Source organism: Sulfurovum sp. (genome assembly GCA_020525365.1).
GTDB lineage: Bacteria > Campylobacterota > Campylobacteria > Campylobacterales > Sulfurovaceae > Sulfurovum.
Genome location: JAIZOF010000001.1, coordinates 98212 through 123024, shown reverse-complemented (window position 1 = coordinate 123024; position 24813 = coordinate 98212). Strand labels below are relative to the sequence as shown.

At 35.6% G+C, this 24813-nt stretch carries 22 protein-coding genes; 8 read left to right on the top strand and 14 right to left on the bottom strand.

Annotated elements, in window-relative coordinates; translation table 11 throughout:
* Positions 1–24: 24 nt before the first annotated feature.
* The 10 genes from LGB01_00625 to LGB01_00580 form a co-directional block, all read right to left on the bottom strand.
* Complete coding sequence (locus tag LGB01_00625; GenBank protein MCB4752730.1) at positions 25–750, bottom strand: 4Fe-4S dicluster domain-containing protein; 726 nt, start codon at positions 748–750, stop codon at positions 25–27.
* A complete protein-coding gene (locus tag LGB01_00620; GenBank protein MCB4752729.1) occupies positions 743–2353 on the bottom strand; it encodes an FAD-binding protein in 1611 nt (536 codons plus the stop codon). Before LGB01_00620 ends, LGB01_00625 begins: the two co-directional genes overlap by 8 nt.
* A gap of 162 nt (positions 2354–2515) precedes the next feature.
* Positions 2516–3370, bottom strand: a complete 855-nt coding sequence (locus tag LGB01_00615) for a hypothetical protein (protein MCB4752728.1) — start codon at positions 3368–3370, stop codon at positions 2516–2518.
* 13 nt (positions 3371–3383) lie between these two features.
* Positions 3384–4550: a formate-dependent phosphoribosylglycinamide formyltransferase gene (gene purT, locus LGB01_00610; protein ID MCB4752727.1), complete on the bottom strand. Its 1167-nt coding sequence runs from the start codon at positions 4548–4550 to the stop codon at positions 3384–3386.
* Between the two features lie 121 nt (positions 4551–4671).
* Positions 4672–4884, bottom strand: coding sequence for a 30S ribosomal protein S21 (gene rpsU, locus LGB01_00605; protein MCB4752726.1), 213 nt, complete (start codon positions 4882–4884; stop codon positions 4672–4674).
* A gap of 138 nt (positions 4885–5022) precedes the next feature.
* A complete protein-coding gene (gene def / locus LGB01_00600) occupies positions 5023–5550 on the bottom strand; it encodes a peptide deformylase (protein MCB4752725.1) in 528 nt (175 codons plus the stop codon).
* A 10-nt stretch (positions 5551–5560) separates the two neighbouring features.
* A complete protein-coding gene (gene clpP / locus LGB01_00595; GenBank protein ID MCB4752724.1) occupies positions 5561–6148 on the bottom strand; it encodes an ATP-dependent Clp endopeptidase proteolytic subunit ClpP in 588 nt (195 codons plus the stop codon).
* A gap of 103 nt (positions 6149–6251) precedes the next feature.
* Entirely contained in the window at positions 6252–7541 is a 1290-nt protein-coding gene (tig, locus tag LGB01_00590) for a trigger factor (protein ID MCB4752723.1), read from the bottom strand.
* 138 nt (positions 7542–7679) lie between these two features.
* Positions 7680–9500 (bottom strand): translational GTPase TypA, encoded by a 1821-nt coding sequence (typA, locus tag LGB01_00585; GenBank protein ID MCB4752722.1) that lies wholly within the window; start codon positions 9498–9500, stop codon positions 7680–7682.
* Positions 9501–9587: 87 nt separating this feature from the next.
* Positions 9588–10691: a deoxyguanosinetriphosphate triphosphohydrolase gene (locus tag LGB01_00580; protein MCB4752721.1), complete on the bottom strand. Its 1104-nt coding sequence runs from the start codon at positions 10689–10691 to the stop codon at positions 9588–9590.
* 148 nt (positions 10692–10839) lie between these two features.
* Between LGB01_00580 and LGB01_00575 the strand changes: the two genes are divergently transcribed.
* Both LGB01_00575 and LGB01_00570 read left to right on the top strand, forming a co-directional pair.
* Positions 10840–11694: an FAD-dependent thymidylate synthase gene (locus LGB01_00575; protein MCB4752720.1), complete on the top strand. Its 855-nt coding sequence runs from the start codon at positions 10840–10842 to the stop codon at positions 11692–11694.
* Between the two features lie 38 nt (positions 11695–11732).
* The gene (locus LGB01_00570) at positions 11733–13439 is read left to right on the top strand and encodes a L,D-transpeptidase family protein (protein MCB4752719.1); all 1707 of its coding nucleotides are present in this window, start codon (positions 11733–11735) and stop codon (positions 13437–13439) included.
* Here the strand turns inward: LGB01_00570 and ruvC are convergent.
* Entirely contained in the window at positions 13436–13915 is a 480-nt protein-coding gene (ruvC, locus tag LGB01_00565) for a crossover junction endodeoxyribonuclease RuvC (protein MCB4752718.1), read from the bottom strand. The two genes, LGB01_00570 and ruvC, sit on opposite strands and share 4 nt — an antisense overlap.
* Positions 13916–14066: 151 nt before the next feature.
* On the opposite strand from ruvC, the gene dnaA reads away from it, so the two are divergent.
* The 4 genes from dnaA to recJ all read left to right on the top strand — a co-directional run bounded on the left by dnaA (position 14067) and on the right by recJ (position 19860).
* The gene (gene dnaA / locus LGB01_00560; protein MCB4752717.1) at positions 14067–15398 is read left to right on the top strand and encodes a chromosomal replication initiator protein DnaA; all 1332 of its coding nucleotides are present in this window, start codon (positions 14067–14069) and stop codon (positions 15396–15398) included.
* Positions 15399–15572: 174 nt separating this feature from the next.
* The gene (dnaN, locus tag LGB01_00555) at positions 15573–16640 is read left to right on the top strand and encodes a DNA polymerase III subunit beta (GenBank protein MCB4752716.1); all 1068 of its coding nucleotides are present in this window, start codon (positions 15573–15575) and stop codon (positions 16638–16640) included.
* 12 nt (positions 16641–16652) lie between these two features.
* Positions 16653–18290 carry a CTP synthase gene (locus tag LGB01_00550; protein ID MCB4752715.1) on the top strand — a complete coding sequence of 546 codons (1638 nt, stop codon included), beginning with the start codon at positions 16653–16655 and terminating at the stop codon, positions 18288–18290.
* Complete coding sequence (gene recJ, locus LGB01_00545) at positions 18283–19860, top strand: single-stranded-DNA-specific exonuclease RecJ (protein ID MCB4752714.1); 1578 nt, start codon at positions 18283–18285, stop codon at positions 19858–19860. The genes LGB01_00550 and recJ overlap by 8 nt, the downstream gene beginning before the upstream one ends.
* Here the strand turns inward: recJ and LGB01_00540 are convergent.
* Positions 19847–21073 carry an NAD(P)/FAD-dependent oxidoreductase gene (locus LGB01_00540; protein ID MCB4752713.1) on the bottom strand — a complete coding sequence of 409 codons (1227 nt, stop codon included), beginning with the start codon at positions 21071–21073 and terminating at the stop codon, positions 19847–19849. The two genes, recJ and LGB01_00540, sit on opposite strands and share 14 nt — an antisense overlap.
* Before the next feature lie 78 nt (positions 21074–21151).
* Between LGB01_00540 and LGB01_00535 the strand changes: the two genes are divergently transcribed.
* Together LGB01_00535 and purM are read left to right on the top strand one after the other, a co-directional pair.
* On the top strand, positions 21152–21364 hold the full coding sequence (locus LGB01_00535; protein ID MCB4752712.1) for a DUF2892 domain-containing protein: 213 nt from the start codon (positions 21152–21154) through the stop codon (positions 21362–21364).
* Complete coding sequence (gene purM / locus LGB01_00530) at positions 21364–22359, top strand: phosphoribosylformylglycinamidine cyclo-ligase (GenBank protein ID MCB4752711.1); 996 nt, start codon at positions 21364–21366, stop codon at positions 22357–22359. The genes LGB01_00535 and purM overlap by 1 nt, the downstream gene beginning before the upstream one ends.
* A 43-nt stretch (positions 22360–22402) precedes the next feature.
* On the opposite strand, the gene LGB01_00525 is transcribed toward purM, so the two are convergent.
* Together LGB01_00525 and lgt are read right to left on the bottom strand one after the other, a co-directional pair.
* Positions 22403–23851: an alanine:cation symporter family protein gene (locus LGB01_00525; GenBank protein ID MCB4752710.1), complete on the bottom strand. Its 1449-nt coding sequence runs from the start codon at positions 23849–23851 to the stop codon at positions 22403–22405.
* Positions 23852–23901: 50 nt separating this feature from the next.
* Complete coding sequence (gene lgt, locus LGB01_00520) at positions 23902–24702, bottom strand: prolipoprotein diacylglyceryl transferase (protein ID MCB4752709.1); 801 nt, start codon at positions 24700–24702, stop codon at positions 23902–23904.
* Positions 24703–24813 lie beyond the last annotated feature (111 nt).

Sequence of the window (24813 nt, the reverse complement as noted above, 5' to 3'; positions counted from 1 at the left end):
TATCAGTATCTCTACACAAGCTATTTATCCGGTACTTGGATCAAATCCAAAGTCTCTCCCAAAATCAGGTGTACCAAATCCGAAAGAAAAGTTTGGATCACTATAGCCTTGTTGCACACTTTTTGTTCTTAACATCACAATATCATTTTTGGGATCAATGCCTTTAGGGCATGCTATTGTGCACTCTCCACAAAGCGTACAATCCCATACACCATTGTTTTGAATAGCATCAATAATATATGTAGTGGACTTTTCTCGTCTGTCTTCAACATAACGATAGGCACGTGTGAGTGCAAATGGACCTATAAAATTAGAATTGACAGCAAAAACAGGACATGCACTATAACAACTTTCACACATAATACAATCACTTTGACGTTCAGTAAGATATTCATCTTTTGGGGTAAGCTGTGTGGTTTCATTATAATGATGCAACCACGCTTTAGCCTTAACAAGCGTATCAAGTGTAGTGCGTTTATCAACTTTTAAATCACGTACTTTAGTATGATAGGCAAGAGGTTCAATAAAGTCACCTTCTTTGGGTTTGTATGCACATGCCAAGACTTCACGTCCATTAACACGCATGGCACATGTACCACACACAGAAGCACGACATCCCGCATTAAAGGTAAGTGATGCATTTTGTGTCTCTTTAATCTCATAGAGTGCGGCAAGAAGAGTTTGCTTGGATGAAACTTTGTATATTGTCTCTTTATCATTTTGCATCATTTTTATCAAAACTTTATCCATACATCTCTCCTTGGTAATGCAGTCTGATATGCTTTAAAAATGCCTTATCATTCATTTTTGGATAATCTTTACGATAATGTGCACCTCGACTCTCTTGGCGTACTAAAGCAGCAGAGATAAATGCAGGAGCAAGCATGAGCATATTGCGTAGCTCCAAATACTCTGTAAGTGCTTGGTTATGCTTAAACTCGCTATCACCAATACCATATTTAGAAAGCGAGGCTTGCAACAATGTAACCTCTTGAAGTGCTTGTTGCAAATTAAACTCATCCCTAATAATCCCTACATTTTGATACAAACATTCTCCCAATTTCTGACGCAGAGAATAGAAGCTTGGTTTATGTACATCAACAAAGATATTATCAATATCGTCCTTAGCACGTTGGGCATAGTCTTTGTCAATAGATTTTTCTCGAACGTAGTGTGTATAATTAGTAGCATTTTCTCCCACAATGCGTCCAAATGCGATAATCTCAAGTAAGCTATTTCCACCAAGCCTATTGGCGCCATGTACCTTAGAATTGGCACATTCTCCCACAGCAAAGCAACCTTTTATTGTAGGAATTTCCATTGTTTTATCAATATCAATACCTCCCATCGTATAGTGCACAACAGGCTTAATTGGTATAGGCTCAAAGACTGGATCAATATTTTCATGCAATCGAATAAGTGCTAACTCTTGAGGAAGCAGTGATTCAAGTTTTTCTTTGCCCAAATGCCGTAAATCCAAATAGATACGATTACCTTTATTCATCTGCTCATAAATTGCATGCACTACAACATCTCTAGGAGCAAGCTCATCAACAAAACGCTCTCCTTTTTGATCTACAAGATAACCACCTTCACCTCGTGCACTTTCACTTATTAAGATATTGGAACCATAAAGTCCTGTAGGATGAAATTGCACAAACTCCATATCACTAATCATCGCACCAGCACGAAATGCCGCAGCAATCCCATCACCACTTGTACCATACATATTGGTTGTATGGTTATGATACATCGCACCAAAACCACCAGTAGCCAAGATTACCGATTTTGCAATTACCGTGCGAACCTCTCCATGTGCGATATCCCAAAAGAGTACACCACGCACATATCCATCCTCGACAATTAGATCAAGTAAAAAATATTCGTATAGATAGATAATATTATATTTTCGTGTTTGATCATAGAGTGTGTGTAAAATCTTAAGTCCCGTATAGTCTTGTGCATAACACGCACGTTTTACTGATGCACCACCCAAGTACCGCTGAGCTATGGTAGAAAGAGCTTCATTTTCTGTCGTTTTAATACGGGAAAAAGGAACACCAAGTTTTTCAAGCCATGCGACACTTTGAGGCGCTTCGCTACACATCAAGCGTACCATCTCTTCATCACAAAGCCCTCTGCCTGCTTTAAGTGTATCATCAATATGTAGGGCAATATGATCTTTTTCTAAATTACCCAATGCAGCATTCATACCACCTTGTGCCATAGTTGTTTGCGTTTGCATGGGAGGAAACTTGCTTGCTATGGCAATATGCTCAGCTCCTGCCTCTTTTGCCGCAAGTGCAGCACTCAATCCCGCTCCACCTGAACCAATGACTAGTACATCTAACATGAAAACTCCATTTTTTAGTGGGACACACACATTAAATATTATTCTTGGTAAACGAACATATCAAAACCTTGCCTCAATCTCTTTGGTATAGAGCTTAGCCTTGTTGACAATAAGTACAACTCTTGTGATGGTTCATCTTAATCAATAAAAAATATTGCTGTATTATAGTGTATTTTTATCTCCTTCACTGGTACAAGAAGGCGTAATATCAAAAGAGATGCTACACCCTTCATCCTCATTGCTACGAAATATATTGGGGATAGATGAAGGAGAGGTGAGTATATCTTTAGATGGTGTATTTGACACAGCTGAATGTGCCAAGTTTTCATGATCAAAATGTTTAATAATCGCACTATCACCAACAATAACATTGTAATTGTGAGTATTTTTATCAATCAAGACAGGTATCTTGTCAATATCAAAGTATTTTAGTACAGCACGTGCTGAAGGATCCACTACACTTAAAGATGTATAATCAATATGATGTTGCGCAAAATACTTTTTGACCTTTTTGCAATGTGGACAGGTGTCAGAATAAATAAGATAAAGTCCTTTTTGCACGAGAACACTTTGGTTTTGAAAAATACCAAGTGTTGCAATGGAAATGGAAATGGCTCCTGCAATACTAATAGGCAATAAAAGATTGTGCCTTGCCTCAAGTAGAGCAATGATAAAAAGTGAGCCAAGCACACCCATACAAAAGACACAAGGTTCAGGGTTAGATGCAACCTGATAAGAGAAAAGTGTTGTTTCAAATGCTAATGCACCAAACAGTAAAGTTTGAAAATAGTATTTAAAACGTTCGTTTCGAAGCGATAGCCCACCAAACAATGCAAGCAACAATGTTCCTAGCAACCCAATATAATTAAGATAGATTGATTTAAAACGTAACAATTCACCTGCTAGTTTACATCCTGTTGCATCACAAAGCGAGGTATGGTGTAGCTTCATGTAAGTCTCAATTGTAATATACACAAACAATGCAATAGGTAAAAAAATGCGAGTAAATAGTTTCATTTAAACTCCTTTCTTATTTATTGATAATATGAGATATAATCTTTTTGGCTTTGGTTTTTGCTGCCTCAATATCCTCATCAAAAACCAAGCTTATAGCCATACGGCGTCCTTTGTGCATTTCAGGTTTGCCAAAAATACGAACAAAGCTATTTGCACTAAAGGCATCATTGGGAATGTCAAGCAAAGGGTTGTCGCTCTCACCTTTGGCTTTATATGCACCACATGCTCCATTTCCATAATGAATAAAATCAAGTGGTAAGCCCAATACAGCACGAACATGGAGTGCAAACTCACTTTGGCTCTGTGTAATAAGCGTTACCATTCCTGTATCATGTGGACGAGGAGAGAGTTCAGAAAAATAGACCTCATCATCTTTAATAAAAAATTCTACCCCAAAAATACCACGTCCACCTAATCCATCAGTAACAGCCTTGGCAATCTCTTGTGCTTTGGAAAGTACAGTTTGGCTCATTTGTATTGGTTGCCACGAAAGAATAAAATCACCATCTTGCTGGGTATGTCCAATTGGATGACAAAACTTTGTACCCGTTTCATTACGAACAGTTAGTAGTGTAATTTCATAATCGAAATCGATAAACTCTTCAACAATGAGCTCACTTGCATCTCCACGTGCTTCTTTAGCAACCTCCCACGAATGCCCAATCTCTTCAGGTGTACGTAAAATAGTTTGACCATGACCAGAAGAACTCATCACTGGCTTTACAACACACGGATAGCCTAAAATATTTGCTGCAGTTTTAAGTTCTTCTTTGGTTTTAACAAAACGATAGGCACTTACCTTAAGACCTAGTGTTTCAGCAGCAAATACACGAATATTTTTTCGGTTCATTGTTTTATTGACTGCTTCAGCATTAGGGATAACATGATAACCACGTTTTTCAGCTTCAAAAAGTGCTGAAATAGAAATAGCCTCTACTTCGGGAAGAATATAGTCAGGTTTTTCTTTTTCAATGACTTCTAAAACTGCTGTTTCATCTTGCATATCAATAATATGGGAACGGTGTGCGACTTGATGGGCAGGTGCATTAACATATTTGTCCACAGCAATTGTTTCAAGTCCCAAACGTTGTGCTTCAATAATAATCTCTTTACCAAGTTCGCCTGATCCAAGCAACATAATCTTAATAGCGTTTTTCTGTAGTGGTACAGCAAATTTCATGATGAACCTTTTGAAAAATAATTTTGATATTTTATCAAAAAGTTAGATAAGATGTAATGAATTATAATGGTTTTAAAAAGTTTAGTAGATAATAACAGGGCAAAGCCCTGTGGAAAAAAGATTAGAGTCTTGACTCGTATCTTCTGAGCATAAAAAGTTTTTTGAGAATTTTTTTGCGTGTAGCAATCTTTTCTTTCTTTCTTTTTTCAGTCTTTGTTTCGTAATACTGTCTTATCCTTGCTTCAGGTACGATAAGGTTTCTGTCACATTGTCTTTTGAATTTTCTATATGCATCATCAAAAGAATCACGCGATGAAAGTTTAATTCCTGGCATATAAAGCACCCCCTTCCTTATCAAGATTTTTTGAGAATGGGTCTAACCACCTATTAACAAAATTGATAAAATAGATGCGAATTATAGCAAAAATAGATTAAGATAGGGTATCGTCATACTCCTCTTGAAATTAAAATACTATAATACTTTTTTTCTTTTTTTCCACTCTTTTTCAAATTTTTTACGCTTAATGAATGAGAGTTTCTCAACAAATATTTTTCCATCCAAATGATCCATCTCATGTTGCATGGCAATAGCAAGAAAGTCATCATCTTCAATAGTATGCTTTTTACCAAAACGATCAAAATACTCCACTTTTACATACTTGGCACGCTCAATCTCTTCATAAATACCTGGAACAGATAGACATCCCTCTTGAAACTTGGTTAAACCCTCTTTTTTAATAATGATGGGGTTGATCATCTCTAGTGAATTCTCTTTAGGCTGCTCATCCTCTCCTTCAGGAATATTTTCTAAAGGAATATTAATAATAAGCACACGCTTATCTTCTCCTACCTGAATAGCAGCAAGACCTATGCCATTCTTAGCACACATGGTATCATACATGTCATCCAATAATGTATGTAACGTTCCATCAAACTTGGTTACTTCTTTAGAGATAAGCTTAAGGCGTTTATCGGGATAAACAACGATCTCTCTTACCATTTTTTCTTCTTTAGGTAAAGCTTTTTGTGAGTACTTTGTCAATGAGACCATACTCAACAGCCTCTTCTGAAGACATGAAGTTATCACGATCAGTATCTTTCTCGATCTGTTTAACTTTTTTACCTGTTTTTTCTGCAAGAATAGCGTTAAGTGTATCTTTAAGGCGTTTAATCTCTTCTGCTTGAATGAGAATATCTGTCGCCTGTCCTTGGGCACCACCAAGTGGCTGATGAATCATAATACGAGAGTTGGGCAACGCATAACGCTTCCCTTCTGTTCCTGATGCCAACAAGAAGGCACCCATGGAAGCAGCCTGTCCTATACAAATGGTTACAATATCGGGTTTAATATAATTCATCGTATCAAAGATAGAAAAACCTGATGTAATTACACCACCAGGGGAGTTGATGTAAAAGTAGATATCTTTGTCAGGATCTTGTGCCTCAAGAAAAAGAAGTTGTGCAACAACAGAAGATGCTACTGCATCATTAATTTCGCCACTAAGCATAATAATACGGTCTTTTAGAAGTCTTGAGTAGATATCGTAACTTCTCTCACCTCGTCCAGTCTGCTCTACAACGTATGGAATATAGCTCATAAGTTACCTTTTATTTATAGGGGATTTAAAATATTGTATGTGAATAAACATTAAAAAAAGTTAATTAGGGAGGAGAAAGACACACACTTACGTGCTTTAAATCTTACTTATCCAATCCAAGAAGTTTGCCAAAGAGCTTATCTTCAATCATACCCATTTTTATTGCTGGAAGAAGATTGTTCTCTTGATAATACTTAATGACTACTTGAGGATCCTGTCCACTCATCATTGCTTCATAGTAGATTGCCTGCGATACTTCTTGATCATCCACTGTAATTCCTTGTTCTTTTGCAAGTGTATCTACAATAAATGTTGCTTTAACTGAGTTTTTTGCATCTTCTCTTACTTCTTCACGAAGCTTTTCTACCTTATCAGGATTTTCCTGATATGTCTTGATTTCTTCCTCTTTCATCTCTTTTACTTTTTCATTGATTTTTGCATCAATCTCTTGCTCTATAATATTATTAGGTAGTGTGAAGTCAAACTGTTTCACTAATGCTTCAATTAGGTTTGGCTTAAGCTCTTCGTTGTAGAGCTTAGAGATTTTTTCATTAATTACCTGCCCCTTTACTCTCTCTTTAAGTGTCTCTACGGTTGCTTTTTCGTCATTAAGTACTTTTTGTGCCAGCTCATTATTGAGTTCTGTAGAAACTTGCTCTTGAATCTCATGAAGTTTTACTTTAAAGATTGCCTCTTTTCCAGCAAGCTCTTTAGACTGATACTCTTCTGGAAAGGTCACAACAATATCTTTTTCTTCCTCATATTTCATGCCAATAACCTGTTCTTCAAACCCTGGAATGAACTGTCCTGAACCAATCTTAAGATTAAACTTCTCTGCCTTACCGCCTTCAAAAGCATTGCCGTCCACAAAACCTTCAAAATCTATAACAACCATGTCGCCATCCCTAACCATTCTTTTTCGCTTAATCTTTGTATAAGTTGACTGCTGGCTCTTAATGTCTTCAAGTTTTGCTTCAATCTCCTTTTCTGTTGCTTCTGGTTTTTTAAATGATGGAATTGCTTTCTCGTGACCACTAACATCAACCTGCGGCCTTAAGGAAATCTCAAGCTCTACATCAATTCCACCATCTTTTTTATCATATTTTTTAAATATAGGCTCACCAATAATATCATTTGTATTAATTCCTGCCTGTGAAATACCCATATCAACTAGTGCTTTGAGTGCATCAGATTCTGCATCTTGCTGAAGCTTATCACCATGCATTTTTTTTACAATATGTGGTGGTACTTTTCCTTTGCGAAACCCAGCTACATTTATCTGTTTTCCAGCTTCTCTGGCAAGTCTATCTATATTTGTTTCAATCACACTCTTCTCAATCTCACCACTGACGGCTACATTTGCATCATCAATTTTATTTACTGTAACTTTCACTATAATCCTTTTACATAATTATAAATTGCATGATTCTATCCAAATTTTAATAAAAAAGAGGAAGACAAGCAGGAGAGATAGGGACAACAGGGTCTTTGGTATATTAATTTTTGTTATACATTTATATGGAAAAGAGACCTATTTTGTGGCATTTTTCTTATCTCTTTGTACTCTTTTTCGCATTGTTGGATCAAGATATTTTTTTCTAATACGAATATTTTCTGGTGTTACTTCAATTAATTCATCATCCTCAATCCACTCCATTGCCAACTCAAGACTCATATCACGTGGTGGAACAAGCTTAATTGCTTCATCTGCACCACTGGTACGCATATTGGTTAACTGTTTTCCTTTGAGTGGATTAACCTCAAGATCTCCTGGACGTGCACTCTCTCCAATGACCATACCATTATAGACTTTATCTTGTGGCTTAATAAAAAGTATTCCACGTGCTTGTAGGTTGAAAATAGAAAAAGCAACTGCCTCCCCGTCATCCATGCTTACTAGTGCACCTGGCATTCTACTAATCACAATCCCACTGTAAGGTCTGTACTCAATAAAAGAGTGATTCATAATGCCCTCTCCTTTAGTATCGGTCAAAAACTCTGAACGAAAACCTATAAGTCCGCGTGCGGGAATCTCAAACTCAATACGTACCGTACCGTCAGGCATCGGTGTCAGACTTGTCATCTCTGCTTTGCGTTTACCAAGTTTTTCAATAGCAACCCCTTGGAATTCTTCAGGTACATCAACTACAAGATGTTCAAATGGCTCCATCTTAACACCATTCTCTTCTTTGGCAACAACCTCAGGACGTGCTAAAAGAAACTCAAAGCCTTCTCGTCTCATATTTTCAGCTAGAATACCAATTTGAAGTTCACCACGACCTGATACTTTAAAAGAGGCATCTCCAAGAGGCTCCATGCGCATAGCAATATTGGTTTCCATCTCTTTTTCAAGACGCTCCCTAATCTTATTGGAAGTAATATGCTTCCCTTCTGTCCCTGCCAAGGGTCCATCATTAACAGACATAATAACCGAAAGTGTTGGCTCTTCAACATGCATTGGATCAAGTGCTACAGGGTTAATAGGATCACAGATAGAATCACCCACATCAATATCTGAAAAACCTGCAATAGCAACAATATCACCTGCTTCTGCTTCTTCAATCTCCATACGCTCAAGTCCCTTGAAACCAATTAGTTTAGAGATACGTGACTTGAACTTCTCTCCATCTGCTTTAACAAGCAGGTACTCATCACCTCTTTTAACTTTTCCATTAAAAATACGAACAATTCCAATACGGCCAACAAAATTATCTGAATCGAGTGTAAATACCTGTGCTTGTGTATGATTATTCGGTGATCCATCAGGGTAAGGCACCTTCTCAAGAATTGCTTCAAAAAGTGGTGTCATATCTTTATTTTCATCTTCAAGATTCCACTTGGCATACCCATCACGTGCTGCTGCATAGAGTACTGGAAACTCAAGCTGTTCTTCATTTGCATCAAGTGCAACAAGTAGATCAAACATTTCATCAAGAACACGATCTGGCTCTGCACCATCTTTGTCAATCTTGTTGATAACAACTACTGGGATAAGGTCCAATTCAATTGCCTTTTTAAGTACAAATTTTGTCTGGGGCATCACCCCTTCCTGGGCATCCACAAGCATCAAAACACCATCAACCATCTTAAGAACACGCTCAACCTCTCCACCAAAATCGGCATGACCTGGAGTATCGATAATATTAATCTTGTGATCACCATAAGTAATGGCTGTATTTTTTGAAAGGATAGTAATTCCTCTTTCTTTCTCAATATCATTACTATCCATTGCTCTCTCTTCCACTTGCTGATGTGCAGCGAAAGTTCCTGATTGTTGAAGCAACTGATCAACCAATGTTGTCTTTCCATGATCAACGTGTGCAATGACAGCAATATTCTTAATTTTCTGCATGATTATTCCTAATTTGGGTGTTAAAGTATTTTACAAAGGAGCTTTAACGTAGTAGTAATTTTCGCGCATTATATCTGAAACTTACTATTATAATCCTAATCCATATAATTCATGATAGGTCTTCATTGCATAACGATCTGTCATCATTGCTATGTGGTCAGCAATAACGCGATGTTTGGGGCGTATCTCCATTAATACTTTTTGATGTGAAGGCAATAGATTATTGTCTTCGCTAAATGCTTTATAGAGCCCGATAATGCACTGCTTCCCTGCATACATTTTCTGTGCAATCTTTTCATGCCTATAGAGATTTTTGAGAAGTAGTTTTTTTAATATTTTCAGTTGTGTTGCCATCTCTTTGGAAAAACCAACTGGCAAAGGCAAAGAGGCATCTATTGTTCCAACAATAGGCTCTGTCTGTCTATATTTCTGTGCACCCTCTTTAGAGTATTCAATAAAATCCTCTACCAACAGCTTAATAAGTTCAGCCACAAATCGATGCCGGTAGAGAGATTCTCCTCGTCCAATACCCTCATCCTGTACATTCTTGTCTACATGCAAACAAAGAGGAACTTCAAGAAGGTCATCAAAACTAATTAGACCATACTTTACTCCATCATCAATATCATGAGAGGTATAGGCAATCTCATCTGCATGATCAACCACCATGGCTTCAAGAGAAGGATGTTTCTCAAGTTCAAAATATGTATTCAAACTGTGTAAAAAAGGTTTTTTATAAGGGTAGGAATGCTTAAGCACTCCTTCAAGAGTAGCAAACGTAAGATTAAGCCCATCAAAATTCTTATAACGCTTTTCTAGTTTTATCAAGACACGAAATGACTGAAAATTATGCTCAAAGCCCATCTTGTGACCATCTGATTTAAGTAGTCTGTCAAGCTCATCTCCGCCTATATGCCCAAAAGGAGTGTGTCCTAAATCATGCGAAAGTGCAATAACCTCTGCAAGTGTCTCATTGAGTTTTAATATTTGTGAGAGTGTGCGAGCAATCTGGCTTACCTCCAGTGAATGTGTCAAGCGGGTACGGAAGTAATCTCCCTCATGGTTAAGAAATACTTGTGTTTTATACTCCAATCGCCTAAATGAACTACAGTGGATAACTCTATCACGATCTCTAGAAAATGGATCTCTAAAGTCCTCTTTAAAAGTATGGAAACGAGAGCATGGTTGCATTTTTATACCTAGTTTACTAAGTTGTAAGGACAAATGTAGCAAGAAATACTTAAGCCAATAAGTACTTGCATTTGTCTCTACAAATAGCGTATCAGATTTATTTGGTATAATTGTATCTAAAATCACATTGTGGAGTTTGAGGTATGGTATGAAAACAATAACAATACATAACATAACATACCAAAAACCGCAAGTAACACTACTACAAGAGAGTGGTATAGGTGCAGCAGAAATTGCTGCTAGAACATGTTATGACAGCTTTAAAAACTCAGAGAACCAATGCATCAAAGAGTCGATGGAGTATCTTGATACAAGTGCTATCAACACCATTGAACACTCAAGCTTGCTTGAAAGTTTAGCATGGGTACACCATCATCACTCTATATTAGAACATGCAACGCTCAGTTATCTTATACGAGGAACATCTAGAGGTGTATTGCAAGAGCATGCACGTCATCGTATACAAGCAATTTCTGTACGCTCCACACGATACACTATGTCTTCAGTAATCAATGCATTTATTGCTTCACTTGAAGAAAATGATGGCTTTATCTTTTTCTATAATAAACTAATAGCATTGGATCTTTTTGTAATTATAGATAAAGAATACCTTGTTATTGAGATACGTGCTATCTATGATAAATTATACTTTCAGTATAATAAAGATACTAATTTTATTAAAAATGCTGTTGCAAAATCTTCTCTACCTTTCATTAAAGAGCAAAGGGGTGATGCCAAAACACTCTATGAGAAACTGGAGTCTGGTAAAAAGAAACGTAACGTAGGTGATGCCTTTAAACACATTGTGACAGATAATTGGAAAGTAGATATGGTTGTCACCTTCAACATTCGTTCACTCAAAAACTACTTTGGTCTACGCGATAGTGGAGCGGCATGGTTTCAAATACGTTGGCTTGCCGAAGAGATGAAAAAAGTAACACCAACAAAATACTTACAACTCATTGATAAACAAGTTTATAAAGCCATCATTGGTACAGAGTAATCGTACCCAAAAACAAAGTTATTTAAGGATATTACTTTTTGAAAATACTTAAACTAATTTTACTACTCCTAATTCTACATACACTAGCATTTTCTCAGCCTTTAAGTATGTATACTATTACTACCAATCTACGAAAGAGCATTGCCACAAAACTCAAAGGGGAAAATGGCAAGATTGTTAAAGAGATTTATGCCAAAACTGGAAATAGACCACTCTGGGTTGGGACTAAAAATGCACAAAAGATGAGTGCACTCATTCAAGCATTTAAAGACCCTCTTTTTAATTATAAAAATAAACTATTTGATCAAAAAGCAATTGAAAAATTACTCTACTATCTTGACAATAACACCATCCCTGTTTCAAAAAGGGCCATAACTTATGCTAGACTTGATTTATTATTGACAAATTCCTACGTTAGACTAGTACGTTTTATTGTTCAAGGTGATGTGGACTGGGATCTTGTACAAAAAAAATTTGCTACCCTCAAAGAGAGTGATGATATACATGCTATATGGGAAATAAAACCTAAACACTTTCCTCCTCATGGTCCTCTTATTTCTGCTATAAAAAAAGGGGAAATTCGTAGCTATCTTGAATCTCTTATTCCATTTAAAAGACGTTATCGAAAATTAATCAAGATACTCAAGTCCTATCGTACTATGGAAAAATTTCCACAAATATCCTATTCTGATATTCCTCTTAAAATTGGTGACAGCAATAATCGTGTACTTCAAGTAAAAAAAAGATTACAGATTTCAGGGGACTATCCCAAGTGGGCAAAGCTCTATAAAAAGTTTGATAAGCTCATGCAAAAGGCAGTTATGACCTACCAAAAACGTTATTTACTTGAAGTAACTGGTCAAATAGATAATATCATGATCCAATACCTTAACCAGCCTGTACACAAGAATATCCAAGCAATCATTACCAACCTTGATAAGACCAAGCTGTATCCCAAATATCTTGAGAATGAGTATATTGAAATAAATATTCCTGACTTTAATCTTCGTTACTATAAAAACAGGAAGATGGTTCTGAAAAAAAGTATTGTGGTCGGACGTATCGATCGTCCTACACCTGTTTTTGACAATAAGATAAAATATGTAGTCATCAATCCTACTTGGACAATTACCGATAACCTCATTAAACGTGATCTCATTCATGTACTTAGGGAGTATCCCGACTATCTAATTAATCATAATATTCATGTCTTCAAGGGTAATAAGGAAGTAAGTATTACCCAAGAAGAGCTTGATCCTTATGAGTATAGTAACAAACGTGTACCATGGCGTTTTGTACAGCTTCCTGGAGATGAAAATGCACTTGGACGCATTAAGTTCATGTTCCCCAACAAATATGAAGTCTATCTACATGATACCGATAATAAAAGTTTATTTGATCGTCGCTATAAAGTTTACTCTTCAGGCTGTATGCGTGTAGAACAACCTTTTAAACTAGCACATTTTGTATTGCAACACTCCAAAAATAATTGGAACCGTAAAAAAATAGAAGATATTATTAAAACAAATAAACCAAAAACTATTGTTTTGACAAAACCTATTCCTATACATATTGTCTATTTTACCGTTTATGAAGAAAATGGTTTAGCATATTTTAAATATGATATCTATATGTATGACCAAATCATTCATGAATCTTCAGAAAATTATAAAAAAAGTGTCTTTAACGTACCAAAAAATCGTATGATTTCAATCAAAAAACAGAAACGGAAACAGTTTAATTAATATTTCCGTATTTTTACCCGTTGTAAGTGTGTTAATGCAATTGCCATTGCATCAGTAATATCAAGTGGTTTAATCTCTTTTTTGATGTTTAGCAACCGTTTAACCATAAATGCTACTTGCTCTTTAGTTGCTTTTCCATTACCTGTAACTGCTTTTTTAACTTGTAATGGCGTATACTCATAAAAATAACCTATCTCCTGTAGTATTTTCAAAGAGAGAGCTCCACGAAATTGTGCCAACTTGAGCACACTTTTAGGATTATAAGCAAAAAAGATATCTTCAATGGCTACCTCATCTATGGTATGTGATTTAAGAATAGTGTCTATTCCTTCTGCTAGCTCTATAATCTGTTCTTGGAGATTTTTGGTTTTGATTTTCAATAACCCTGCTTCTACCAGTGAAATATTTTTACCGCTCCAATAGAGAATACAGTAACCAAGATTACGGCTTCCTGGGTCAATTCCTAAGATATTCATTCACACCTTTATCCATATCGTGAATAAAAATATTCACACTCTAGTAAGTAGGCTTATTTTAGCTTAACTTAGCTAAAATTGTACAAGTTATTCACATGAGGGATTAAAAATCTTAAAATGTGTGAAAATCTATTAATTAAATGGGATTACTATGAATATTGGTCAAAAAGTACTTTTTGAACTCAAAAAAGAGATTTCAGAAACAGAATATGAGCACTATATCAAGAAATTAGTTTACGATACAAAACGTTCTAAAAGCAATATCTCCTACTTTAATGCACCCAATATTCTTGTTTCTAAATGGATCAAAACCAAATATGCCGATAGGCTTGCTCATCTCTTTGAACTTCAAAATAAAATCAAACCCCAAATAGAAATTGTTGTTAAAAAACAGTCAAATGAAAAAACTATATCTATTCTCAAATCAAATATTGAAAAAGGCCATACGAAAAGTACTTATTTGAATCCCTCTTTAATATTTGAAAGTTTTATTGTTGGAGAGTCTAACCAATTTGCCTACACCACTGCTAAAGCTGTTGCAGAGAAACCTGGAAAAATTTATAATCCACTCTTTATTTATGGTGGAGTGGGGTTAGGTAAGACCCATCTACTACAAGCAATTGGAAACTATCATATTGCCCTAGGTAATATGGTTATTTATACTACACTTGAGCAATTTATGAACTCTTTTACCTCTCACTTACGTTCACAAACTATGGATCGTTTCCGTGATAAATATAGAGAGTGTGATTTACTACTCATTGATGATATTCAGTTTCTTAGCCGAAAAGAGCAGACACAAGAAGAGTTCTTTCATACCTTCAACGAATTACATAATACCAATAAGCAGATTGTTATGACTGCCGATCGTCCACCTAATAAAATTGCTGGACTGGTAGATAGATTGCGTACCCGTTTTGAGTGGGGAATGATGGCTGATATTCAACCTCCTGGATTAGAAACAAAGATTGCTATTATCCAAAAAAAATGTGAGTTGGATGGTATTAAACTATCTAATGAAGTAACTAATTTTATTGCTACCAATATGGGAGACAATATCCGCGAAATTGAAAGTGCTATTATTCGTATCAATGCAATGGCTACTATGCTCAATCAGGAAATTAGTCTCGATTTTGCACAAAATGCTATTAAGGATCATCTAAAAGAAAAGAGAGAAAGTATTACTATTGACAATATTATGAAAGTTGTCTCACATGAACTCAATGTTAAACCTTCTGATATTAGAAGTAGAAAACGTACTAGTAATGTAGTAAATGCCCGTCGTACTGCTATCTATTTAGCCCGAAATCTCACTAAAAACTCTATGCCTCAAATTGCACTTTACTTTGGTATGAAAGATCACAGTGCTATCTCTCATACTATGAAAAAGATTGATGAAATCATTGAAAATGATGAAAATTTTAAAGTCATATTAGAAGAACTTTCTAATAAAATCTATACTAATACACAACAAAGTCACTAAAAACTTGAATAAAAAAAAGATATAATAGTACGTAGTGAATAAGTATAAAGTTCTCATCAATTAAAATAAAGATAAAATATTCGATAGTTTAGCCATTAACACAGTTTTTCACATATTCATGTCAAACTACTACTATCTACTAAAGATATTAATAAATTAAAGTAAGGAGATTTAATGAAAATAAAAGTACAAAAACAAATTATTGAATCAATACTCATTAATTTGCAACCTTTTTTAGAAAAAAAAGATGCTAGTCAAATTACATCACATATTCTTTTTCAATCAGAAGGAGATAAGTGTACACTTACAGCAACTGATCATGAAATAGGACTAAATATTTCTACCGATAAAATCCTTATAGAAACAGAAGGTTCTTTTACTGCCAATGGTAAAGATTTACTTGATATTATACGTATTTTAAAAGATGATGAAATTACATTAGAACTTTTAAATGATACATTAGTAATCAAACAAAATCATTCCAAATTTAAACTTCCTACTTTCGATTCAAAAAGCTATCCTACTTTTCCAACTATTGATGATAAACCTAAAATTACATTAGATTCTCTTAGTTTAATTCAAAATCTTAAAAAAATCTCTCCTGCTATTGATACTAATAATCCAAAATTTGAACTTAATGGTGCTTTAATTGATATTAAGAATGATGGAACTTATCTTGTAGGAACTGATACTAGAAGACTTGCTATTGCTTCCATTGTTGGAAATAATTCTGAAACACTCTCTTTAATTGTACCTAAAAAAGCAATTCTTGAAATTCAAAAACTTTTTCTTGATGAAATTAATATCTTTTTTGATGAAACAAATCTTATTATCTCTAATGAGAGTTATTTTTTCTATACACGTTTAATTAATGGAAAATTTCCTGATTATCAACGTATTATTCCTTCTTCCATCAAACATTCTATCACCCTTCCTAAAAAAGAGATGGTTGATGCTATTAAAATGATTACAACAATTTCACAAGAAATTAAAATGACCTTACTTACTGATGTTATTGTTTTTAATTCTCTTAGTGCTGATAATAAAGAAGCAAAAACAGAAATTGAACTTTCTACAGGACTTAATGAAAAATTTGAGGTGTCTTTTAATAGTCGTTATATACTTGACTTTATTTCCCAAACTAATCATCATGAATTTTCGATAGAACTTAATGAACCAAGTCTTCCATTTATTGTTAAAAATGATAATTTTATGACAATTATTATGCCAATTATAGGGTAGGATCAACTATAAATGGATAATGAAACAACAAAATATATTTTTGTCACTGGAGGTGTACTTAGTTCGCTTGGAAAAGGAATTACAGCAGCAAGTATTGGTACACTTTTAAAACATACAGGTCAAAGGGTTGGTGTACTTAAACTTGATCCTTATATTAATGTTGACCCTGGAACCATGTCTCCTTTAGAACATGGTGAAGTTTTTGTTACTAAAGATGGTGCAGAAACCGATCTTGATCTTGGACATTATGAACGTTTTCTTGATACCTCTTTAACACAAAATAATAACTTTACCACAGGTCAAGTATATAAAACAGTCATTGAAAATGAACGTAAAGGGAAGTATCTTGGCAAAACAATTCAAGTAGTGCCTCATATTGTTAATGAGATTAAAGAGCGTATTGTTCGTGCAGGTGAAAGTAAAGATGTTCTTATTGTTGAACTTGGTGGTACAACTGGAGACATAGAAGGACTTCCTTTTCTTGAAACAATTCGTCAAATGAAACATGAGCTTGGAAAAACCAATGTTATGAATATACATGTAACTTTATTACCTTACATTAAAGCAGCAGAGGAGTTAAAAACCAAACCTACACAACATTCAGTACAAGAGCTTAGGCGTATTGGTATTGCACCTCATATGCTAGTACTTCGTGCAGAAGTACCTGTAAATAAAGAGATTAAAAATAAAATTGCTTATAGCTGTGATGTAGATGAAGAATCAGTTATTGTAGCAGAAGATGCACCAACTATCTATCAGGTACCACTCAATTTTTTACGTCAAGATATTCTTATGCCTATTTGTAAACAGCTTAAACTAGAAAACTGTTCACCACAAATGGATCAATGGGTTAATCTTGTACAAAAGATTATGATGCCAAAAGATGAAGTAAAGATTGCATTTGTTGGGAAATATCTTAATCTTAAAGAGTCTTACAAATCTTTAACCGAAGCACTTATCCATGCGGGTGCACACCTAGATAGTCGTGTAAATATTCAATGGGTTGATTCTAAAAAAATTGAAGAAGAGGGTGCAACAAAATTTCTACATGATGTAGATGGTATTTTGGTTGCTGGAGGATTCGGTGAACGTGGTATTGAAGGAAAAATACAGTCTATTCAATATGCTAGAGAAGAGAAAATTCCTTTTCTTGGTATTTGTTTAGGAATGCAACTAAGTATGATAGAATTTGCTAGAAATGTATTAAATCTTGAAGATGTTAACTCTATTGAATTTAATAAAAATACTTCAAATCCACTTATTTATTTAATTGATGAATTTATTGATATAAGTGGCATAAAACAGATACGCACTACTACCTCTCCTATGGGTGGAACATTACGTCTTGGTGAGTACGAATGTGAGACTAAAAAAGGTTCTAAATTACGTGAAGCTTATGATGCAAGTGTAATATATGAACGCCACAGGCATCGTTACGAAGCCAACCCAAAATTCCGTGAAGCACTTGAAAATAAAGGCATGGAAGTTACTGGTGAATCTCATGGGCTTATCGAAGCAGTTGAAGTTAAAGATCACCCTTGGTTCCTTGGTGTACAGTTCCACCCAGAATTTACCTCTAGATTACAAAATGCTAATCCTACCATCTTATCATTTGTTAAAGCAGCAATGGCACAAAAAGAAAATGTCTAATTCTTTAACGCTTGATGCGTTAGAAAAACTACTTTATTCACGTTTCAAAGAAGGTTTTCTTACTCTTAAAGATCTTCCTCAGCCCCATGTATTTAAAGATATGCAATGCACAACAGAGCGTATTATATCTGCCATCAAAAATAAAGAAAAAATCATAATTATTGGTGACTATGATGTTGATGGCGTAATAGCAACAACCTTAATGAAACTCTTTTTTGAAGAAATTAACTATCCTGTTAAATGGATTATTCCTAACCGTTTTAAGGATGGGTATGGACTCTCTGAAAAAATTATTCCTCATATTGTGGGAACTGATCTTGCCATTACGGTTGACAATGGTATTTCTGCAATTAATGCTGCAAAACGCTGTAAAATATTGGGAATAGATTTGATTATTACAGACCATCATCTACTTCCCCCACAAATTCCAAAAGCCTATGCCATTATAAACCCAAAACAAACTGATTGTACTTTCCCCTATAAAGAAATATGTGGAGCACAGATTGTATGGTATTTGATTGCTTCATTAAAAAATACATTAAATATTAAGATAGATATGATGGCATATATGGAGCTTGTAGCTATAGCAATCATTGCAGATGTGATGCCCTTGAAACATATCAACCGTACTATGGTTATTGCTGGTCTTCAAAGACTTTCTAAAAGTCAAAGACCATCAGTTAGAGCCTATAAGGAGTATATAAAAAAAGAGCAGTTTAGTTCGGAAGATATAGGATTTTTCCTTGCACCACTACTTAATAGTGCAGGAAGAATGGATGATGCTTCTTATGCAGTCAATTTTTTAATTTCAACCAATATCTATGACGCAAGGGTACATTTACAACAACTCATTAGTTTTAATGAGGCACGTAAAATGACTGAAGAAACAATTACTAAAATGGTATTGGAGTCTATAGATACAAAAGCAGCAGTAACAGTTGTTAGTGGTAAAGGTTGGCATGAAGGAGTGGTAGGTATTGTGGCAGCCCGTGTTGCAAGAAAAATTAAGCGTCCTTGTATTGTATTGAGTGATAATGGTAAAGGAGTACTAAAAGGTAGTGGTAGGAGTTTTGGAAACTGTGATCTTTTTGCAACAGTGAATCCTTTTAGAGAACAACTTGAAAAGTTTGGTGGTCATGCTATGGCTATTGGGCTGAGCTTGAGAGTAGAAGTGCTTGAAGCCTTTAAGTATTCTTTACGTAAATACTATGTTGCTATAGAGGAGCAAAATAGTAGTGATGAATTGATCGGCACTCTACATTTTAAAGATATCTCTTTTGCCCTAACATCCTTAATAAAGCGCTTTGAGCCATTTGGACACAGTAACCCTACTCCTCGTTTTTATACCCCCAAAGTCTGCATTTTACAATCTTCTCCTATGGGAAAAGAGGGGAACCACCTACGTTTTCTTTTTAAACAGGATGGTATTGTCCATCAGGGCGTACAGTTTAGAGCCAATACGATATATACTCCAAATACAATGGTTGATATAATCTATACAGTTAATAAAAATATTTTTAGAGGAGATATTAGTTTACAGTTGATGGTTGATGAAATTATAATTTTATAATTGCTTCTGCTGCCCGCATTGCACTTATCCATGCAAAGTGGAAATTAAATCCTCCCCTGTCTCCATCTACATCAAGTATTTCTCCAGCAAAATAGAGATTTGGTATAATTTTTGAGCACATAGTAAAAGGGTCTATCTCTTGTGTATTAATGCCTCCAGCTATTACCTCGGCATATTTAAGTCCTTTGGTATCATTAATACTTAGCTTAAGATTCTTGATAGTGTGTACTAATTTATTAATCTCTTTTCGATTGAGCTCGCCTTCTGTTTTACTTCTACATTTGGTATATATTAAAATAGTTTTTGCAAGTTTTTTATGTAATATTCCTTGCAACCATAAAAGAGTTGGTTTTGAACTCTTTGGGGTTATTTTTTTAAGTAGTAAACTATTAAGTTTTTCTTTGCTTAATGTAGGCATAAGATCAAGTGAAAGTTCACAATGATCAGAAGTAGTCAGTCGGGCACTTACTTCTCGACTGAGATCAAGTATAGCCAATCCACTAATACCATAGTTAGTGAAAAGAAGATCCCCCTTGCGTTGCGTAATTTGTTCTCCATTTACGTAGAGTGTGGCAATACCATTTATTTTAACACCAGCACACTGTTTTACCCACAGTTCTTTAGAACAGAGTTGTACTAATGCGGGATGGCATGGAACGAGTGTATGTCCAAGTGTTGTACCAAAGAGGTACCCAGAGTCATTTCCACCAAGTTGAGGAGCAGCCAATGATCCAGTGGTAACAAGTAGCGTAGCAGTCTCTTTTTTGCCTTGCGAGGTTTCCAGCATAAACCCTTTTTCTGTATCAATTACCTTTATTACTTTGCAGTCACAAATAATCTCAACCCCAACTCTTTTAGCTTCATACTCTAACAGTTCGACAACAGAGGCAGCATGAAGAGAAAGTGGAAACATCTTTCCCTCTTTTCCTTCATGCAATTCTAGACCAATGGAACATAAAAATTTTTCCACCTTCTTAAATCCATACTCTTTAAGTACTGTGGCAATAAAAGAGGGATTGCTACTATGAAAACGCTCAGGACCAATATAACAATTTGTGATGTTACATTTGCCATTACCTGAGATAAGAATTTTTTTACCGACCTGCTTATTTTGTTCTAAAAGTGTGACTTTCTTTCCTGCTCTACCAATTAAAATAGCTGCACAAAGTCCTGCAGCACCTCCTCCAATAATAGTTGATAATCTATTCTTCATAAGGTATTATATCCAATCCAAAATCAGAACATAGAAGCTATTTTTGGTTATAATACACTAAATTTATAAGGATTTTAGATGTTATGTGCTGAGAGAATGCAACGTATTGTTCAAGCGATTATACTCGGGCTGATACTTGGTCTTGCAGGAATGCAGATATTCAAAATAGCTTTTCTTATTATGGTTGCAATGATGTCCATGCTTTTTATTGCCGGTGTAACTGGTTTTTGTCCAGGATTGTTGCTACTTAAACAATTTTTTCCTTCATGTGAACAGAACAAAGGAAAATAGTGTCAAATATTTCTTACAAAGATGCTGGTGTTAATATTGATACAGGTAATGAGTTTGTAGAAGCAATCAAATCTGATGTTAAATCAACTTTTGATAACAATGTAATTGGTGGTATTGGTTCATTTGCTGGTGCTTATGCTCTTCCTCTTGGGTATAAAGAGCCAGTGATTCTTTCTGCAACTGATGGAGTGGGTACAAAACTCAAGGTTGCCATTGAAAGCAATAAGCTCGATACAGTGGGCATTGATCTTGTTGCCATGTGCGTTAATGACCTTATCTGTAATCATGGTATACCAATGTTTTTTCTTGATTATTATGCCACAGGTAAGCTATTGTTAGAGAATGCCAAAGATGTAGTTTCTGGTATTGCCGAGGGGTGTCGTCGTTCTGAGTGTGCACTGGTTGGTGGAGAAACTGCTGAGATGCCGGGGATGTACTTAAAAAATGATTTTGATCTTGCTGGTTTTGCGGTAGGGATTGCCGAACGTTCTGAAATGGATACTATTTCCAATGTTAAGTCTAGTCAGATACTTGTTGCCATACCAAGTTCTGGTATCCATTCTAATGGCTATTCGTTAGTAAGAAAACTCTTTTTTGATAAGTTGGGAATGAGTCTTGAAACAGAGTTTGAGGGTAAACCTTTGCTTGAAACACTGCTTGAACCAACACGTATTTATGTTAAAGAGTACAAAGCCAATAAACAGTATATTAAAGCACTTGCACATATTACTGGTGGTGGCATTATTGAGAATCTCCCACGTATCTTACCTAAAGGCATTAAAGCAGTTATCAAAAAAGATAATATTCAAACTCTACCTATCTTCGAGTTTATGGAAAAATATGTAGATGAAGAGGAGATGTTTCGTACTTTTAATATGGGTATAGGCATGGTTTGGGTTGTAGAGCCTGAAGATATTGATTCTGTATTGGTCAATACCGATGGTTATATTATTGGTTATCTTGAAGCGGGTGATAAGGGCGTAAAGCTTATCTAAAAAGTGTAGCAAACAAGCCCACTTTTTCTCTTACCCCTTTTTGTTATTTTCGTATTGCTTCCATGTCTAGCTCTCCACTTTTCCACTTTTTCAAGTAAAGATCAAGATTTGTTTTGACATCCCCTTGGAGCATATACATACCAATGATATTAGGCAGAGCCATTGTTAAAATAAGTAGATCGGAAAACTCTAGCATGGTCGAAGCACTGGTGACAGAAGCCATGACAGTAAAAGAGATAAAAATTAGTTTATAAATCAAGGTATATTTTTCTCCAAAGAGGTAGGTCCATGAGCGTTCACCATAGTAAGACCATGAAATCATGGTGGAGAAAGCGAAAAGGATAATGGAGGCAGAGAGGACAACGGGAAACCATGAGATGATAGTACCATAGGCAGCAGCAGTGAGTGCAGCACCCTGTTTGGCTTGTACAAGGTCACCAAAGGCACCATTTGGGTCGTAAACACCTGTAGTAACAATGACCAATGCTGTCATCGTACAGATAATAATTGTATCAATAAAAGGCTCATAGAGTGCGACCATTCCTTGGCGCACAGGATATTTGACCGATGCAGTAGAGTGAACAATAGCAGCAGAGCCAATACCGGCTTCTGAGGAGAAGGCAGCCCGCTTAAAGCCCTGAACAAGTACACCAATCATTCCACCAATGGCAGCAGAAGGCACAAAAGCTTCATGAAAAATTGTAACAATAGCATGTGGTACTTCAGCTGCATGGACTATAAGAATAAAAATGGAAGCAGCAAGATACATAACGACCATTAAAGGTACAATTTTTTCAGCAGTTGAGGCAATACGCTTGATACCCCCAATAATAACAAAACCAACAACAGTTGCCATAATAAGCCCAAAAACAATAGGATATTCTTTAAAAAAAGGAACACGGTCTGTTAGCACCCCAAGTGCCTGAGAGGTCTGAAAGGCATTCCCTGCACCAATACTTCCCCCTATGGTAAGTATGGCAAAAAAGAGAGCAAGACCTTTTCCTAATTGCTTATACCCTTTAGCAGCAAGCCCTTTGGAGAGGTATTGCATTGCCCCGCCCATGATACGTCCGTCAGATCGTTTTTCACGATATATTTGAGCAAGAGTAACTTCTGTAAACTTCAGAGTCATACCAAAAAACCCTGCAAGTATCATCCAGAAAGTTGCCCCAGGACCTCCAATAGCAATAGCAATAGCAACTCCAGCAATGTTTCCTAGACCAACAGTAGCTGAAAGGGCAGTGGTAAGAGACTGAAATGGAGTAATTTCTCCATCATCATCCTTGGTACGATATTTCCCTGTAAGGATTTTATAAGCATGTGCAAACATACGTATGTTGATAAAACCAAAGCGGAAAGTCATGAAAACTCCACCCATAACTAACCATGCAACAATAAAGGGCATAGAAGAACCCTCTATTTTTCCAAAGAAAATATCGAAGAAAAATATTGATTCCAATATACTATTAATTTGTTCAAATATACTATCCATCCATCATGCTCCTCAAAAAGATTTCTATTATACTCAAGAAGACCTCTTGTTTAACCAAAAGGTTCTTTTTTTATTGTTTCAAACTTGATATTATAGAGCAACCAAACAACTCCAATAATAATGAATGGTAGACTGAGTGCCTGCCCCGTTGTTAGCGGCAAATCCCAAGTATAGTCAGCCTGTTTAGTTTTCATGTATTCAAGTATAAATCGAACGGTAAATACGATAATTAAAAATAGTGGCGATAGAATTTTGGTGGCAGTAGTAGCGGAAACTTTTTTGTAGATATTGAGTAAAATAATTAATAATAACAAATAACTAAATGCTTCATAAAGTTGTACTGGATGACGAGGAATCATGTCAATACGTTCAAAAATAATGGCCCATGGTAGCTCAGAAGGCTTGCCAAGTATCTCAGAATTAAAGAAGTTACCAAGGCGAATAAATGTAGCAGCCAGTGCGCCAGGAATAGCAATACGAGAAAGTAGCCATGAGAAATTGAGTTGATAGTTTTTTGCAAAAATCCAGGCAGCAGTGATTGTGCCAAGCATACCACCATGACTAGCAAGTCCACCTTTCCAGATTTTGAGTATTTCTACCGGATGTGAAAGGTAGAAGTCTGGCTCATACGCAAAACAGTGCATTAAGCGTGCACCAATGATGGTACCAACCATAACATAAGAGAGGAGGCTATCTAGTAAGGCAGGGTCTTTTCCTTCACGGTTAAATATCCATTGAAGCATATAAAGTCCCAAGAAGAAAGAACCAACAAAAAGTAGACCATACCAGCGTAGTTGTAGTGGACCTAGATGTAGTATTGTTGGGTCAATATTCCAGATAAAGTGTTTCAAGTATACTCTCTTGTGGATAAGTTGAAAGTATTATACTCGAAAAGGGTTAATTTCATACTTTTATACCATTACCAAAAATATTAAAATAATAATATTAAAAGTTAAAACCCT

Coding starts and splice junctions, on each gene's coding strand:
- LGB01_00625 (MCB4752730.1), bottom strand. CDS start 750: ATGGATAAAGTTTTGATAAAAATGATGCAAAATGATAAAGAGACAATA.
- LGB01_00620 (MCB4752729.1), bottom strand. CDS start 2,353: ATGTTAGATGTACTAGTCATTGGTTCAGGTGGAGCGGGATTGAGTGCT.
- LGB01_00615 (MCB4752728.1), bottom strand. CDS start 3,370: ATGAAACTATTTACTCGCATTTTTTTACCTATTGCATTGTTTGTGTAT.
- purT (MCB4752727.1), bottom strand. CDS start 4,550: ATGAAATTTGCTGTACCACTACAGAAAAACGCTATTAAGATTATGTTG.
- rpsU (MCB4752726.1), bottom strand. CDS start 4,884: ATGCCAGGAATTAAACTTTCATCGCGTGATTCTTTTGATGATGCATAT.
- def (MCB4752725.1), bottom strand. CDS start 5,550: ATGGTAAGAGAGATCGTTGTTTATCCCGATAAACGCCTTAAGCTTATC.
- clpP (MCB4752724.1), bottom strand. CDS start 6,148: ATGAGCTATATTCCATACGTTGTAGAGCAGACTGGACGAGGTGAGAGA.
- typA (MCB4752722.1), bottom strand. CDS start 9,500: ATGCAGAAAATTAAGAATATTGCTGTCATTGCACACGTTGATCATGGA.
- LGB01_00580 (MCB4752721.1), bottom strand. CDS start 10,691: ATGCAACCATGCTCTCGTTTCCATACTTTTAAAGAGGACTTTAGAGAT.
- LGB01_00575 (MCB4752720.1), top strand. CDS start 10,840: ATGAAAACAATAACAATACATAACATAACATACCAAAAACCGCAAGTA.
- ruvC (MCB4752718.1), bottom strand. CDS start 13,915: ATGAATATCTTAGGAATTGACCCAGGAAGCCGTAATCTTGGTTACTGT.
- dnaA (MCB4752717.1), top strand. CDS start 14,067: ATGAATATTGGTCAAAAAGTACTTTTTGAACTCAAAAAAGAGATTTCA.
- dnaN (MCB4752716.1), top strand. CDS start 15,573: ATGAAAATAAAAGTACAAAAACAAATTATTGAATCAATACTCATTAAT.
- LGB01_00550 (MCB4752715.1), top strand. CDS start 16,653: ATGGATAATGAAACAACAAAATATATTTTTGTCACTGGAGGTGTACTT.
- recJ (MCB4752714.1), top strand. CDS start 18,283: ATGTCTAATTCTTTAACGCTTGATGCGTTAGAAAAACTACTTTATTCA.
- LGB01_00540 (MCB4752713.1), bottom strand. CDS start 21,073: ATGAAGAATAGATTATCAACTATTATTGGAGGAGGTGCTGCAGGACTT.
- LGB01_00535 (MCB4752712.1), top strand. CDS start 21,152: ATGTTATGTGCTGAGAGAATGCAACGTATTGTTCAAGCGATTATACTC.
- LGB01_00525 (MCB4752710.1), bottom strand. CDS start 23,851: ATGGATAGTATATTTGAACAAATTAATAGTATATTGGAATCAATATTT.